This is a genomic window from Desulfosarcina ovata subsp. ovata (assembly GCF_009689005.1).
Classification (GTDB): Bacteria; Desulfobacterota; Desulfobacteria; order Desulfobacterales; family Desulfosarcinaceae; genus Desulfosarcina; species Desulfosarcina ovata.
Map to the genome: position 1 here is coordinate 2,191,194 of NZ_AP021879.1, position 14,628 is coordinate 2,205,821.

General features: G+C 53.7%; 12 protein-coding genes. 5 read left to right on the forward strand and 7 right to left on the reverse strand.

The window, feature by feature from the left end; translation table 11 throughout:
- The first annotated feature begins 126 nt into the window (after positions 1–126).
- Positions 127–3,738 (forward strand): chromosome segregation protein SMC, encoded by a 3,612-nt coding sequence (gene smc / locus GN112_RS09915; protein ID WP_162458863.1) that lies wholly within the window; start codon positions 127–129, stop codon positions 3,736–3,738.
- A gap of 144 nt (positions 3,739–3,882) precedes the next feature.
- Positions 3,883–5,037 (forward strand): signal recognition particle-docking protein FtsY, encoded by a 1,155-nt coding sequence (ftsY, locus tag GN112_RS09920; RefSeq protein WP_155310070.1) that lies wholly within the window; start codon positions 3,883–3,885, stop codon positions 5,035–5,037.
- Positions 5,038–5,103: 66 nt separating this feature from the next.
- Here the strand turns inward: ftsY and GN112_RS09925 are convergent, their stop codons facing one another.
- The 5 genes from GN112_RS09925 to GN112_RS09945 all read right to left on the reverse strand — a co-directional run bounded on the left by GN112_RS09925 (position 5,104) and on the right by GN112_RS09945 (position 10,922).
- Positions 5,104–6,219 carry a transporter substrate-binding domain-containing protein gene (locus tag GN112_RS09925; protein WP_162458864.1) on the reverse strand — a complete coding sequence of 372 codons (1,116 nt, stop codon included), beginning with the start codon at positions 6,217–6,219 and terminating at the stop codon, positions 5,104–5,106.
- A gap of 17 nt (positions 6,220–6,236) precedes the next feature.
- Entirely contained in the window at positions 6,237–8,489 is a 2,253-nt protein-coding gene (locus GN112_RS09930) for a hypothetical protein (protein ID WP_155310072.1), read from the reverse strand.
- Positions 8,490–8,697: 208 nt separating this feature from the next.
- Positions 8,698–9,273 carry a hypothetical protein gene (locus GN112_RS09935; RefSeq protein ID WP_155310073.1) on the reverse strand — a complete coding sequence of 192 codons (576 nt, stop codon included), beginning with the start codon at positions 9,271–9,273 and terminating at the stop codon, positions 8,698–8,700.
- A gap of 164 nt (positions 9,274–9,437) precedes the next feature.
- Positions 9,438–10,226, reverse strand: a complete 789-nt coding sequence (locus GN112_RS09940; RefSeq protein WP_155310074.1) for an exodeoxyribonuclease III — start codon at positions 10,224–10,226, stop codon at positions 9,438–9,440.
- 30 nt (positions 10,227–10,256) lie between these two features.
- Entirely contained in the window at positions 10,257–10,922 is a 666-nt protein-coding gene (locus GN112_RS09945; protein ID WP_197743301.1) for an endonuclease III domain-containing protein, read from the reverse strand.
- A gap of 222 nt (positions 10,923–11,144) precedes the next feature.
- On the opposite strand from GN112_RS09945, the gene GN112_RS09950 reads away from it, so the two are divergent.
- The 3 genes from GN112_RS09950 (at position 11,145) to GN112_RS09960 (ending at position 13,691) form a co-directional block, all read left to right on the forward strand.
- On the forward strand, positions 11,145–12,044 hold the full coding sequence (locus GN112_RS09950; protein WP_155310076.1) for an alpha/beta hydrolase: 900 nt from the start codon (positions 11,145–11,147) through the stop codon (positions 12,042–12,044).
- A 333-nt stretch (positions 12,045–12,377) separates the two neighbouring features.
- Entirely contained in the window at positions 12,378–13,064 is a 687-nt protein-coding gene (locus GN112_RS09955; RefSeq protein WP_155310077.1) for an enoyl-CoA hydratase/isomerase family protein, read from the forward strand.
- Positions 13,065–13,433: 369 nt separating this feature from the next.
- The gene (locus GN112_RS09960) at positions 13,434–13,691 is read left to right on the forward strand and encodes a heterodisulfide reductase-related iron-sulfur binding cluster (protein WP_155310078.1); all 258 of its coding nucleotides are present in this window, start codon (positions 13,434–13,436) and stop codon (positions 13,689–13,691) included.
- Between the two features lie 38 nt (positions 13,692–13,729).
- Here the strand turns inward: GN112_RS09960 and GN112_RS09965 are convergent, their stop codons facing one another.
- A complete protein-coding gene (locus GN112_RS09965; RefSeq protein WP_155310079.1) occupies positions 13,730–13,972 on the reverse strand; it encodes a hypothetical protein in 243 nt (80 codons plus the stop codon).
- A gap of 57 nt (positions 13,973–14,029) precedes the next feature.
- Entirely contained in the window at positions 14,030–14,560 is a 531-nt protein-coding gene (locus GN112_RS09970; protein WP_231716980.1) for an ACT domain-containing protein, read from the reverse strand.
- Positions 14,561–14,628: the final 68 nt, after the last annotated feature.

The following is a 14,628-nucleotide window of genomic DNA, read 5'->3' on the forward strand; positions in this document are numbered from 1 at the left end:
TTTCACTTTACAACCCCATATTCGAATGGTATTTATTGGCCAATCTGCACCCCATATATGGGGGTATGGTCGCCACTTTCCCGGCATTTTATTCTCTATTCGGTCTCCGTCCAAAAGCAGGCAGCAATGAAACTAAAAAAACTGGATATCGTCGGTTTCAAGTCCTTTTGCGAAAAAGCCAGTATCAACTTTCCGCCGGGCATTTGTGCGGTGGTCGGCCCCAATGGTTGCGGCAAAAGCAATGTGGTCGACGCCCTGCGCTGGGTGATGGGCGAACAGAGCATCAAGCAGCTGCGCGGCAAGGACAAGGAAGACATCATCTTTTCCGGCGCCAACGGCCGGCCGCCGCTGAACCTGGCCGAGGTCTCCCTGACCCTGGTCAACGACAACGGCAGCATGCCCGAAGAGTTCCGGGATTTCAGCGAAGTGATGGTGACCCGCCGGCTCTACCGCAGCGGCGAAACCGCCTACCTGATCAACAAACAGCCCTGCCGGCTCAAGGACATTCACAATATCTTCATGGGCAGCGGGGCGGGCTCGCGCACCTACTCGGTGATTCAGCAGGGCAACATCGGCGCCATCACCGACGCCGGTCCGAACGAACGCCGGGTCTTCATCGAGGAGGCGGCGGGGGTAACCCGCTACAAGATGCGCAAAACCGAAGCCCTGCGCAAGGTGGATGCCACCAATCAGAACCTGCTGCGGGTCAAGGATATCATCACCGAAATCGATCGTCAGATGGCCGGGCTCAAACGCCAGGCCCAGAAAGCCGAACGGTTCAAAGCCCTCAAGGCCGAGGCCCGACAGATCGACATCCTCCTGCTCTGCCACCACGACACCGATCTGCGCCGCCAGATGGAAGCCCTGGCCGGCATGCTCAAATCACTCAAAGACGAGGACATCGGCCAGAACACCCAGTTGAAACAGATCGATGCGGCCGTCGAGGCAATCAAGCTGCGCCGTTTCGAAAAGGACCGTGACATCGCCGCGCAAAAATCGCGCAAGTTCGAAATCCAGCGCAAAATCGACCGCATGGAGGCCGACCTGATCCATCTCAAGACCGACCGGGAACGGCTGGTGGGTGAAGTGGCCGAACTGGAGGCGGCCCGCGCCGACCTTGCGGCCAAAAACGACGACATCGTCAGCGAAATCGACCAGGTTCAGCAGCAGCACGGCCGCCTGCAAACCCAGATCGATGATCTGAAGGCCGCTATTGCCCGTGAAAATACCGACTCGGCAGCCCTGCGCGATCAGATCAGCAGCCTGAACCAGGCCATGGAAACGGCCAAGAGCGATTTGATGAAAATGGTCGCCGAAGAGGCCCGGGTGAAAAACAGCCACCAGAACGCGTCCAACAACCGCGAATCCCTCAAACGGCGCCTGCGGCGGATTGACGAGGAGACCGCCCTGGCGGAAAAAACCGTCCGCGAGGCCACCACCCGCCGCGAGACCGCCGATGCCGAACTGGCCCAGATCAAAAACGATATCCGCGATCTGGACGAACGGATCGCCGAGCGGAAACAGGAACTGGACCGCGCCATCAGCGGTCTCTCCGCCCAGGTCAAGGCCACCCAGACCCTGGAGATGGAACGTAACAAGGCCCACAGCAGTCTGGCGGCCCTCAAAAAAATGGAAGCCAACCTGGACTGGTACAAGGACGGGGTTAAAACGGTGCTCAAGGCCGCCCGGGAACCCGATCCCCAGACCGGCGGCGCCCCCTTAAACGGCATCGTCGGCCTGCTGGCCGATGTGATCGAGCCGGCGACCGGATGGGAGACCGCCGTGGAGGCGGCCCTGGGCGAATCCCTGCAGTACATCCTGGTTCAGGATCAGACCGTCGGTGCGGCCGCCATCGACCACCTGCAGCAGGCCCGGGCCGGTCGTTGCGGATTTATTCCTGTGGGGGCCATCCGAGCCATTGACGATCGTCCGGAAAAACTGCCGGATCCTGAGCAGCGCCTTTTGAACCACGTTCAGGTCAAGGAGGGCTATGCGCCGGTTGCCGGCGCCCTGCTCGGTCATGTGGCCGTCTCCGACACCCTGGCCAACGCCCGTGAAATATACAACCGCAACGGTCGCGTGCAGACCGTGGTCACCCGCGACGGCGACCTGCTCTCCCATCAGGGGGTGATGATCGGCGGCAGCCCGGAAAAACTGTCTGGCATCCTGGCCAAGAAACAGGAGCTCCGCAGCCTGGCACAAACCTGCGCCCAATTGGACAGCCAGGCCGAGGCGGCCCACCGGTCCCAGACGGAAATGGAAGCGCACGTCCGCGACCTTGAAAAAACCCTTCAGGAGACCATCAGCGAAAAAAGCCACGCCGCCCAGGATGCCATGGAGGCCGAAAAAGCCCTCTACCGCACCGACGAGGACTTGAAAAATGCCAGCCGTCATCTGGATATCGTCCGCCTGGAGCAGGAGCAGCTCATGGGTGAGGAGATGGATCTGGATGAAGAGATCGAGCGCACCAACACCCTGCTGGCGACCCTCGCCCGCGACGTCAGTGAGGCTCAGGAAAATGTGGCCCGCAGTTCGGCACGCATCGATGAAACCGCCCGAAAGATGGAAGACTTCAACCAGCGGATCGTCGACCTGAAGCTAAAGCGCACCTCGGCTGGCGCCAACCTGGACAATTGTGCCAGCACCCTGCGGCGACTGAAGGATTTCCAGGCTGACGGCATCCGCCGGCTGGAACAGCTGACGGGCGACATCGCCGCCAAAAGGGCCAAGCTGGATGGGTCCGGCAAACGCGATGAAATTCTCAAGCGCGATCTGGACGCCCACTACAATGCCCTGAAGGAACTGGAAAGCCGACTCAGCGAGGATGAAAAGACCTTTAGCGACATCGACGCCCGCCTGAAGGAAAGCGACGCCCGGATCTCCGAAATCCAGACCCAGCGCGAGAAACTGCACCAGAAAATCCGGACCCTGGAGATGGACCTGGCTGAAAAGCGCATCAAGCGCGAGAACCTGGAGAACCGCTGCCAGGAGTACTACCATTGCGCCATCGCCGACCTGGCACCGCCCCAAGCTGAGGAATCCGCGGAAGCGACCGAACCCGATGCCGGCGAAATGGAAAAACAACTTTCCGCCATCCGTCAGAAACTCAGCACCATCGGAGATGTCAACCTGGAGGCGATCCGCGAGTACGAGGAGCAGAAGGAGCGTTTCGATTTTCTGAGCGAGCAGCGCGACGATCTGGTCAAGGCCATTGACGGCCTGCACCGGGTGATCCGCAAGATCAACCGCATCACCCAGGAGCGCTTCATGGACACCTTCAACAAAATCAACGAGAAATTGCAGGAGGTGTTCCCGCGGCTATTCCAGGGCGGCAGCGCCCGCCTGGTGCTTACCGAGCCCGACAATCCCCTGGAGACCGGGGTGGAGTTCATGGTCTCCCCGCCCGGAAAAAAGCTGACCCGCATGAGCCTTTTGTCCGGTGGCGAGAAGGCCCTGTCGGCGATCAGCTTCATCTTCTCCATTTTTCTGCTCAAGCCGGCATCGTTCTGTCTCATGGACGAGATCGACGCCCCCCTGGATGACGCCAATGTCATGCGCTTCAACAACCTGATGAAGGTGATCGGTGAGAAGTCCCAGATCATCATGATCACCCACAACAAAAGCAGCATGGAATTCGCCGACACCCTGTTCGGCATCACCATGGAACAGAAAGGCCTCTCTAAGGTGGTCTCGGTCAACCTGGATCATGACACGGCCAAGGAACTGACCGCCGCATAACCCCAACATAACGAGGGTGAAAAAAAATCATGGCCAAAGCTTGCAAAAGCGGTCGGTCAAGGCATATTTAGGGTCGTAAAACCTGGCTCAACACAAAACAGAATCCGGATTCATAAAAAATCCATCACGATGGTAAGGATATCCATGGCACTCAATTGGTTCAAAAAGAAAAAAGACAAAACCGACGATAGTGAAGCTCCGGCCGCCCCCGAAACACCGTCGGCCACCGCCTCCACCGGATCGGAAGCCGGTAATTCGCCAGCGGCCGATTCCGAATCGCCCCAGCCCGCCCCTCCGGCCGGCGAGGCCGACAACGACACCGTCGATCAAGCGGTACCGGTCGATGATGCCGCATCCATCCCCGATCAGGCGGCCCCGGACAGTGGGAAATCAGGCACGGGCCTGTTCGCCCGCCTGAAGTCGGGCCTTTCCAAAACCCGCCAGATTCTTACCACCGACATCGACGAGCTGTTTCTGGGCAAGAAACTGGTCGATGACGAGATGCTCGAAGATCTGGAGGAGCGATTGATCACCTCGGACATGGGGGTCCAGACCACCCTGGCGATCATGGAGAAGATCTCTGCCAGGCGTTCCCGCATTGCCGGTGCCGCCGCATTGAAAACGGCCCTCAAAGAAGAGATCCTGGCCTATTTCGAGGCCCTGCCCGAACCGGTTCCCGAAGCGGCCGCCCGACCGCATGTGGTCATGGTGGTCGGCGTCAACGGCGTGGGCAAAACCACCACCATCGGCAAGCTGGCCGCCCACGAGGCCCGCAAGGGCAAAAAGGTGCTGATCGCCGCTGCCGACACCTTCCGCGCGGCCGCCATCGAGCAGATCGCCATCTGGGCCGAGCGGGCCGGCGCGGACATCGTCCGCCACAAGGACAACGCGGATCCGGCCGCCGTTGCCTATGACGGCATCGACGCGGCCATCTCGCGGGGTACGGATATCGTTTTCGTGGACACGGCCGGCCGCCTGCACACCAAGGTCAACCTCATGGAGGAGATCAAAAAGATCCAGCGCACCGTGGCCAAACGGCTTCCCGGGGGCCCCCACGAAGTTCTGCTGGTGCTCGACGCCACCACGGGCCAGAACGCTCTGTCGCAGGCCAAGATGTTCAACGAGGCCCTGGGCGTCACCGGACTGGCCCTGACCAAACTGGATGGCACGGCCAGGGGCGGCATCGTGGTCAGCATCTGCAGCAGCCTGAACATCCCCCTGAAGTACATCGGGGTGGGCGAAAGCGTCGACGACCTTCAGGAATTTGATGCGCAGCAGTTTGTCGAAGCATTGTTTTAAGGTGTTAACCTGTTAAGGGGGCAGTTGTTTACAGGTTAACACTCCATCGGACGACAATGTGGCAGTTCAGCCTTGCCATTGGGTTCCGGTTCCCAACGCCAAAGGGCGGTAAATAGCAGCTTCTGGCACCAATTCCCCTATCTTTCTGCCCCGGGTAATTCGTTGCAATCGGAATAATGTTTCAAGAGACTTGCTGAACCTCTTCTTTGGAAAATTGTTGCTCAGGATGGTGAAGATATTCTCGTTCCGATTTCCGGCCTGGTCCCAGTCGTACAATTCGCTCAATACGCTATTGGCGATAAAGCGCAGGTCTGGGTTGCCAATTCCTAACCCGATGGCATAGTGTTCGGAAGTGTAATAGTCCTCCGATACAACAATATCGGTTGTGTGGCTGTCCTGCATGTCCTTTTGCCGCAAAGCCAGTAGAATTTCCCTGTCTGCCACATACGCTATGATTTCGTCTTTTTTAAGCGCTTCCAATCCCTGATAATGGTTTTTGAAGGACTGCAGCTTCAGTTTTTCATGCACGGGCAAACCGAAATTATTATTTTTCTTTCGAAGATCCTGCAGGATGTGATTCGCCTCTGCTTCGGTCGTCGTTTCTCCCAGCACACCAACCTTCAGGGGGTTGGCTTTTTCATCATTTTCCGGGTCCTTTTTTTCACGATACATGACCGATGCACCACTTAAAAAAGTAAACAAACTGAAATCGGCAACCCGCATACGCTCGAGCGTTACTGTCGATGCTCCGCAGAGCATATTGATTTCACCATTTTTCAAGGCATCGAAACGATCTGCCGCCTCGACTTTTTTGTAATCAAAACTGCTGTACAATCCGGCTTGAACAGCACGCTTGGCGATACGATTGCACAAATCAACCGTATAGCCACTGGCTTGAGTGGGATCCCCATCCCCATTTTCATCATCAAAGGAAGAAAAAGGAGGTGCGTCGGCCCTGACACCAAGGATGAGCACCGTGTTTGTATCCTGGCAATCACCATCCATGATTGAAGCAAACAGGAAAACAAGACTGAACAGGAGCATGAAACCACCTTTCAGCTCCAACACGGCGAAGAAAGTGTGATGGTTCTTTTTATCTGCAATTCCGAACGTTGGCCATCGAATGGTTTCCGTTTTGTGACCGTGTTTGCGGTCGACAGATCGGCAAATGCAGTTTTTCATTGTTATCATCCCCATGTTTAAGCGGCATTTCCAAGGAATTGGACGTAGATATGGTTGGCGTCATTATTGGCGTTTCTGACCACCCTGGCGCAACGCTCTTCTTTACCGATCTTGACCGTTCCCTCGGTTTCAGGCATCAAAGGCGTTTTCGTTTTAAGCTCAGCGCCAAACGATGAAATATTCAAAACTCGGGCAAATATTTCATCCCCTTCATCCGAGCACCATTTGGCACGCCTGAAAATTGGCCGTTGCCGTTCCTCTGTACGCTGGTCCAGACCACCTGCTTTACCCGCCGCTTTTTCCATACCCTCCACCCATTTTTGCAGGATTTTGCCCAAAGCGATCCCCAAAATGGCTGCGGTTATGGTTACAAAGCAGCCGAAGCCCCATGTGTTACGTAAATCCTGCGAATACAGAAGGAAAAATACAACGAGGGAAACAAGCCCGGTCATCCCCCCTTGCCCCCATAATAGCCATTTTAATTGGCCTTTCGAACGGTTGGCTCTCTGGGTGTAGAGGGCGGCGAAAAAGGCTGTGACTGTTGGGACGAAAGCCCACCACCAACACCTGAAGAGGTCAGGGAACTCACCCCCCAAAGCCTTTAATGCTCCCAACAGGAATACGCTGAACGAAAATCCAACGCCAGCGGAACATAGTGCCTCGGCCACCTGGGCTGCCGACGATAGAGACCTTTCTTTTATTTCCCCCAGTTGAAGTCGCTCCCTTCCGCGTTCAAGCGACCGCTGGCAGAAATATCCTCCTACCGTGGCCAACAAATGCAACAGACAAGACGCAACTGCCCAGAATAACACCCCGTTAATGTCATTTGGAATGAGATGATTCGGGTTTCCATTTCCAAGCCACGTTTGTACATAATGGTATGCAAGCGAACAAACAAAGACAACAAACAAAGCCCCTACCGCCAACCAGGTAATAACTACCGAATCCAGCTGCGTCCGGATCCGATTGGATTGTTTCAAACCAAAAGCATCGAGAAGATTTCGACACTGCTGTCTTGAACGACCAACAGCAAGAACGCTGCAGACGATGAGCTGAATGATCTCCTCTGATGTTTTCTTAACAACGGATATGAGATTTTTTTCCTGTTTCTGGAAATATATTCTTTCAAACTTTGTCGCTGACTCGAGTTTTTGGGCCAGCAATTTTTCCGCATCTTTCAGCGTTTCGGGTTGCATCGGTTTCCGGGAAGCCCTTATGGCTGAAGCTGAGAGGATCTCGGCCTGGTCAAGTCGTTCGTCGTTTGCCATTTTATGGATATCGGTGATGCGTTGTGTGGCGAGCATGTGCATCTTCATCATCTTTGCTTTAAGTTCTTTGAACTCGCCATTATATCTCTCTGCCAATTTGGAGAAAACCGGTTCACGGTTGTATTTCAGCAGCAAATAATAAAGGTATCGAGCCCGGGCCATCAGAAACCAAAGGTCATCCCCGGTATCGTAAAAGTCATTTTTTTGGTTTAGACGCCAATGCTGCTCTTTCAGTAGCTCATCAATGATCCTTTCTTGGGGAACGAAACTGTCCATTTCCTTCTCGAAAGTCTCGATCAATGTTCTCGCTTCAGTGGGGATTGCGGCACGTTCCTGCAGCCGCAGCCTGAATCGCCGTTCAAACTCGGAAAATGGACGCATACCGGCCCAAAGCACGGTGGTCATCATTACGGCATAAGGAGCGAGTTTGGCCGTACCGACAGGATCGTAGACTCTCATTTCTCCGGAAAACGGCAAAAGGCCAAACAGCTTATGTGCATCCGACAATCCGGGAATAGGCGTTTGAAGTGCGTTTGAAGCAGTGACAAACGAACCAAGCACACTGGATATCAGATCAGGGAAAAAAATAATCCCCGCGTAAACACCAACCATCAGCAAACCGTAAGAGGTATTCCAGCCAAGAAACCTCAGCCAGGTAGTAAAATGGCGGGCAGGCCTGGGGCGAAAACCCTTGGGGGCCATGCCTGGGCCGGCCCACTCGTTAAACTTGAACCAGTAAAATAAGAAAACAATGACCAAACCCAATATCGAAGTAAAATTGAACACTCCGGTAGTAGCGCTTTCACCCGGCAACTGATTGCCCACCACGACTATGTCATCCAGGAAATCTGGGTATTCAGCCAATTTGATGAGAAGGAAGGATGATAGTAATCCGAGTATTGATAGAATACGCATCATTGATCCTTTTGCTTGGTCGTTCAAATGGTTTTGGTTGCGACCTGACGGATCGGTAACTAAAAACGTTGTAATTCCCTGCCGCATTCGCTTCTGTGACAACAAAACGGGAGGTATTCGCCGTAACAAGGAGAGGGATAAAATTTGTTTGCGCGTAGTCGGTTAAATGACTTTGAATTAATCTTATTCTTAATTGGTGGGAACAAAATAGCTGTGATTCAGATCACACCTTTCGAAATGTTTATCAATAACGCCGTTACGACAAAACCAATGCTGTGACCCAGGACCGCCGCAGTCAGGCACCGACCATCTGGCGCCCCCGTTTGCGATAGTAGTGCAGGCCGACCAGCCCTGCCTTTTTGATCCGGTTGGTGGATTCAAAGGCCTGGATGGTTTTCAAATCTTCCCCGTCAATCCCGGGAACGGCCAGAACCGGGCTGATGTACTGGGCGTGACGCTGGATCAGCCCGGAACCATGCAGATCGGTACGGGTTAGAATGCCGATCAGGCTGAACTGGCTCCCGGATCCCGCCAGCACCTCCATAACCGCCCGGTCGCACCTGAGGTTATTTAAAAACAGATCCAGCGGATTCCGCGTCCAGCGGGTGCTGAACACCCATCGGCTGACCTTCTTTGAATAGCCGTGAAGCTGCCATTGGATGGCGCGCCGGTTGTTGATCACCGCCACAGCGGAAAAATCAAAAGCGTACCCGTTGTCGATGGTGGTGTGGCGATTGTAACTGAGGTATTGCAGATTCTGGGTTTTGGCGGGCATGCCGCCGATGACGAGGATGTCTTTCAATAACGCGGTATTGGGCTTTACCACCCGATCCACGCAGTGGATAAGCCCATCGATAAAGTCGCTTTTCATCCTTCCCCCCCGGTTCCGGTCCGACTGTTTCCGATGCAATCCGACATCTGTAGACTATTATCTACTTGACATGTCGTTCGGCATCCGTCAAGCCATATTCATAAGGGAAAAACCATCAGCGGCCGTGATCCGGTAAGGGCGCGCCAAATACTTCCCGGATTCTTTCAGAATTCCAGGACCAGTCCCACGGGGCAGTGGTCCGATCCGAAAATGGCGTTGTCGATGAATGCGTCCTTTACCCAACCGCTTTTGATCATGTCCTCGGAAACAAAAAAGTAGTCAATCCGCCACCCCGCGTTGTTCTTGCGTGCGTTGAAGCGATAGGTCCACCACGAATATTTGACCGTATCGGGGTAGAGATACCGGAAGGTGTCTACATAGCCCATCCCGACGATGCGATCCAGCCACTGGCGCTCTATGGGCAGAAACCCGGAACGGGTCGAATTGGGGCCGGGATTCTTCAGGTCGATCTCGTTGTGGGCCGTGTTGAAATCCCCGGTGATGATCAAGCTCCGGCCCTGCCGGCGCAATCCTTCGGTGTAGTCGAAGAATGCTTCGTAAAAATCGAGTTTGTACTGCAATCGGTCGTCATTCATCTGGCCATTGGGAAAATAGACGTTGAAGAAGGTAAAGGCATCGAATTCCATTTCGACGATGCGCCCTTCATCGTCAAAACGGGGCATTCCCAGTCCGTGGTTCACTGACTTCGGGGTCAGCCGCGTATAAGCCGCCACACCGCTGTAGCCCTTTTTCACCGTGGAGAAGGAGAAGGCCGCATCGTAGCCGTCGATCGCTTTCATGGCCGGGGTCAGTTGGTCTTCCTGAAGTTTGGTCTCCTGGAGCCCGATGATGTCCGCATCCAGGCTGCGGATCGATTCGAGGAAGTCCTTCTTCATGACGGCCCGATAGCCGTTGACGTTCCAGGAAACGAGTTTGAGGGTCTGCTTGGGCATGGTGTTCAGTCCTCCTTGTCTTTGGATGCTTCAACGGTGGCGGTCCACACCGGTTTGGGGACACATGTCAGTCACCGGGCAGCGGCTGCAAAAAGGCGATACCGGCCGGCAGAGCATCTGCCCGAAGGCCACCAGCAATTCATTGTAGCGGACCCAGTGGCGCTTGGGCAGCTTTTTGCGCAGGGCCATTTCGGTCTGATCCGGCGTTTTGGTGTTCACGTAGCCGATGCGGTTGCTGATGCGGTGGACGTGGGTATCCACGCAGATGGCCGGGATCTTGAACCCTTCCACCAGCACCAGGTTGGCGGTCTTGCGGCCCACGCCGGGAAGGGCGGTGAGCGCTTCCAGCGTATCGGGCACCTGGCCGTCATACCGGTCCAGCAGGATGCGGCTGATCTCCAGAAGCCGTTTGGCCTTGGTGGGGTAGAACCCCACGGGATAGATCCGTTTTTCGATGGCCTCGGGTGTCAGCCGGATCATCGCCTCGGGTGTCCGGGCCACCTTGAAAAGGCGCTCCGCGGCCGGGCCGGTCACCTCGTCCTTGGTCCGCAGGGATAGCAGGGTGGAGACCAGCACCTCGAAGGGGCTCGCGCCGCGGTTGGCAATAAAGGTAATAATGGGGGCATCCCACTGGCGGTAGTGGGTTTCGATGGCAGCGACAAAATCATCGATATTAAACGTGCGCTTTCTGGGCATAACCGCTTCTTTCTCTGTCTGCATCAGATGTCGGCAGGATTTCCGGTAAGGGAACCGCTCTGCATGCATACACGGATCGGCCGCCCAGGTAAAGTCAAAGTGCTCCGGTTCATAAACTTGTGCACCGGTCACCTTTGCTGTACGATGTGTCGTCGTATTTTCGAACAATATCCCACGTCCACCGCCGATGGGGTAGCCATCAAAAAGAGAGGAAACGTATAAATGCTGAGCTTACGAAGTAGACTGTGCCGCTTAACAACAAAATATATAGTTGCCCCCAAGCTGAACAATATAAGTTCCATCGATGACGCCAGAAAAGACATGGAAAAAATGGCGCGGTTTTCAAAACTCCCGCCCCATACCCAGGTTGAAAAAGTTCAGTTAAACGGGATTCCCGCTGAATGGGTTTATGCAAACACGGCTCGTGAAGACAGGGCTATCCTATTTCTGCATGGGGGTGGCTATAATCTGTGTTCTCCCAACACCCATCGCGAAATAGGCGCCCACATTTCCAAAGCAAGTGGTGCAAAATTGCTGCTGATCGATTATCGACTGGCCCCGGAATATCCCTTCCCAGCGGCTCTGGAAGACGCGCTTTCTGCATACCGTTGGCTGATCAATCAGGGACTGCCAGGGAAAAGCATTGCCATTGCGGGAGATTCCGCAGGAGGAGGATTAGCATTATCCACCGCCATCTCAATACGCGATGCAGGCGATCCTCTGCCTTCATCAATCGCGTGTATCTCCCCGTGGACCGATTTGGTTTTTACCGGCAATTCAATCAAAACAAACTCGGAAATAGATCCTTTGGTAGATGCTCCAGCAGGAAAAGTTATGGCGGAAAACTATATCGGGGACAATGATCCCCATAATCCGGGGATATCACCCCTGTATGCCGATTTAAAAGGTCTCCCGCCATTACTGATTCATGTTGGCACGGACGAACTGCTATTGGATGATTCAAAACGCGTTGCAAAAAAGGCCGAAGACGCAGGAGTTAATGTAACCTTAAAGATTTATGATAAATTATGGCACGTCTTTCATTTGAACTTGAAAGCCATGCCTGAGGCAAGGGCAGCCGTGGCTGAGTTTGCCGCTTTTATTAAAAAGCATTTTGAATAGAATCGGTGGGATTGCTTGGCAAGTCTTGGACCCAGCCAGATGAAGGCGAAGGGTGCCGCGGCAGACAACAGTAGGCCTGCTGAACAGCTTTTTACAAAAAGTGGCCCATAATTTGGGTTGAATGAGTCCGAAACAAAGAAAACTGTGTATTATTTCGATCAGTTGATGTATTATATCCATAAATTGTATTGTAATACCGTGATGTTGTATCGGAATAACAAGACCTGTTTAAAAATATCCTATTATTCCAAATTAAAAGTTCAGCAAATGTTCAGCAATTAAACCCAAGTGTGTTGGTTATCCGAATCAACTCTAAATGTAAGGGGGCGAAATATGGCATTAATGGACTATACCATTGAAGACAATGTGGCGGTATTAAGCATGAACAGCGGGGAAAATCAGTTTGGTTTCCCCTTTATTGATGCCTTCCTTGAGGTGCTTGATAAAATCGAAAGAGACACCGATGCCAATGTACTGGTAACGAAATCTTCCCATGATAAAATATGGTCCGCTGGTATCGATCCGGACTTAGAAAATGAAGAAAAAACAAAATTGACCAAGAAATTCCGCGTCCAAATGTATTCATTATACAGACGCATTTTAACATATCCCATGATCACCGTTGCAGCTATCACCGGACATGCCTTTGCCGCGGGAGCGTATCTTGCCTTTTCCCATGATTTTCGTTTTATGCGAAAAGACAAGGGGTGGCTCTGCCTGCCGGAAGTCGATCTTGGCATAAATATCGGGCGCGTTCTCACCTCTATTGCACGACGTGCTGTTCCGGATTATAAATTCGAAGAGATGCTGTATACCGGCAAAAGATTAACAGCCGAGGAATGTGCGGAACACCATATTGTTTATAAGGCTTGCCATATGGATGACCTCATGAACGAAGTGCTTTCCTTTGCCAAGGCTCAAAACAAAGACAGGCGCATTATCCGCCTAATGAAACAAGAAACAAATCAACAGCTTCTGAAAATCATTGATGATACCATATTGTTCTTGGCTGATTTTTAACAGTCTACAATTTAATAGCCGATCACTCAGAGCCTGTTTGAGAAGTCTGGATCAGGCCCGATAACAAGGCGGAACGTGGCTCGAAAGCGGAGCATATACGTAATATGTGAGCATTTTGAGACACTTTCCAACGCCGTTAGCGGGCCTTAGACGGATTTATCAAACAGGCTCTCAGATAGGGAATGCTCACCCGGCCCCGGCTGTTCAACGCCCTAGTGGCTATGGGTGAGAAGCTCCAGGGGATTTTCTCCCGCCCGGCGGACGAACTGCTGGGATCGTCCTGCTTCAAGATCATGTCGCCCCTGATCGGGGACCGCCATTTTCTGCCCCTGGCCGAGAAGCCGTTTCGTAAGAGGGTGCCCCGCCTGCATGATGCAATTGACCGACATGCTCTCGCAGCATGGGGCTCGCATCAATGTTCGCCATCCGTATGTGACCTGGATTACCGGGCCGGCCCCATTTCTGGAAAGCAAATTGGCGGATGTGGCGGCGACGAACGCGGACCTTTTGGTCACCGAGTGCCCGGGGTGCGTCATGCAATTGCGCGGCGGTGCTGAGAAAAAGGGGATGAAACTTTCGGTCAAACACATTGCCGAAGCGATGGTACAGGCTTTGGAGAAAACCTGAGCCGATAAAATGCGATTGCCTGCAACCACTCGATGCCGTCAGCTGAAAAAGTAGCGGAAGTCCGGATAAAAAATCGCCACGAGAAACAAAATCGTGCTGATGAGAATCGTCAGCACGCCGAAAAGTTTGATGCCTTCCGCCGACCAGCGGGATGCAAAGATATTGATCAGGAAGCCCGACGCGAAGGTCCCTTCCAGCCATTCGGCGCCTCCCCAGCGGACCACCCACAGCCAGAAGAGCAGATTGAGCAGGTAGCAGGCAACGAGTTCGGTCAGGGACATTTACTTCCTCTTTTCTGCCTATGGAATGAGGCAGTCCAAAAAACATTATCTCAACGTCTATGGAATCGATTGAACGTGGTGTCCCGCTTCAGCAAGCGCGTTGATGGCGCGCTTTAAATTGGAATCCTTGACAAGCACATAGTCCGTGTCAAAGGTCGACAGGGCAAATATGGGAATCCCGGCATCGGATAACGGTTGCGCAATTTTCACGAGAATTCCCGTCAGTGCAAAATCGAGCGGGCCATCGATCGCCAGAGCACGCCATCCACGCTCGGCCCGGACATCTTCGGGAACGTCTGCCGCCTGACAAACGATCGAGGTTTCTTCCGTCGTCCACACGATGGCGTGCAGGGTTCCGGACAATGCCCAGGCAGGGACAGCGCGTTTTGCCGGCAGTCGGCAAACCGCCAGGTGGTCGGGAAGCAACTTGAGGTTCAAAGTCATCGGCGCCTCAATGATCACGGGGTTTGTCCCATCCAGCGACCGAAAAATGGACACTTGATCAGGTAAATGGATCGTCGCTGCCAACATATGCCAGTATGGTACGGGCGTGTCAAGATCGCCGACGGACCGGTCACCATCAGACAAGCTGGGGATGCCTGCCTTGAAAATCTTTACCTAATCTTTATCTTACCTTTACCCATCCCTTAAACGGG

What these genes read in the sequence shown, in the direction of transcription:
- smc (WP_162458863.1), top strand. Translation starts at nt 127, where the DNA reads ATGAAACTAAAAAAACTGGATATCGTCGGTTTCAAGTCCTTTTGCGAA.
- ftsY (WP_155310070.1), top strand. Translation starts at nt 3,883, where the DNA reads ATGGCACTCAATTGGTTCAAAAAGAAAAAAGACAAAACCGACGATAGT.
- GN112_RS09925 (WP_162458864.1), bottom strand. Translation starts at nt 6,219, where the DNA reads ATGAAAAACTGCATTTGCCGATCTGTCGACCGCAAACACGGTCACAAA.
- GN112_RS09930 (WP_155310072.1), bottom strand. Translation starts at nt 8,489, where the DNA reads ATGCGGCAGGGAATTACAACGTTTTTAGTTACCGATCCGTCAGGTCGC.
- GN112_RS09935 (WP_155310073.1), bottom strand. Translation starts at nt 9,273, where the DNA reads ATGAAAAGCGACTTTATCGATGGGCTTATCCACTGCGTGGATCGGGTG.
- GN112_RS09940 (WP_155310074.1), bottom strand. Translation starts at nt 10,226, where the DNA reads ATGCCCAAGCAGACCCTCAAACTCGTTTCCTGGAACGTCAACGGCTAT.
- GN112_RS09945 (WP_197743301.1), bottom strand. Translation starts at nt 10,922, where the DNA reads ATGCCCAGAAAGCGCACGTTTAATATCGATGATTTTGTCGCTGCCATC.
- GN112_RS09950 (WP_155310076.1), top strand. Translation starts at nt 11,145, where the DNA reads ATGCTGAGCTTACGAAGTAGACTGTGCCGCTTAACAACAAAATATATA.
- GN112_RS09955 (WP_155310077.1), top strand. Translation starts at nt 12,378, where the DNA reads ATGGCATTAATGGACTATACCATTGAAGACAATGTGGCGGTATTAAGC.
- GN112_RS09960 (WP_155310078.1), top strand. Translation starts at nt 13,434, where the DNA reads ATGATGCAATTGACCGACATGCTCTCGCAGCATGGGGCTCGCATCAAT.
- GN112_RS09965 (WP_155310079.1), bottom strand. Translation starts at nt 13,972, where the DNA reads ATGTCCCTGACCGAACTCGTTGCCTGCTACCTGCTCAATCTGCTCTTC.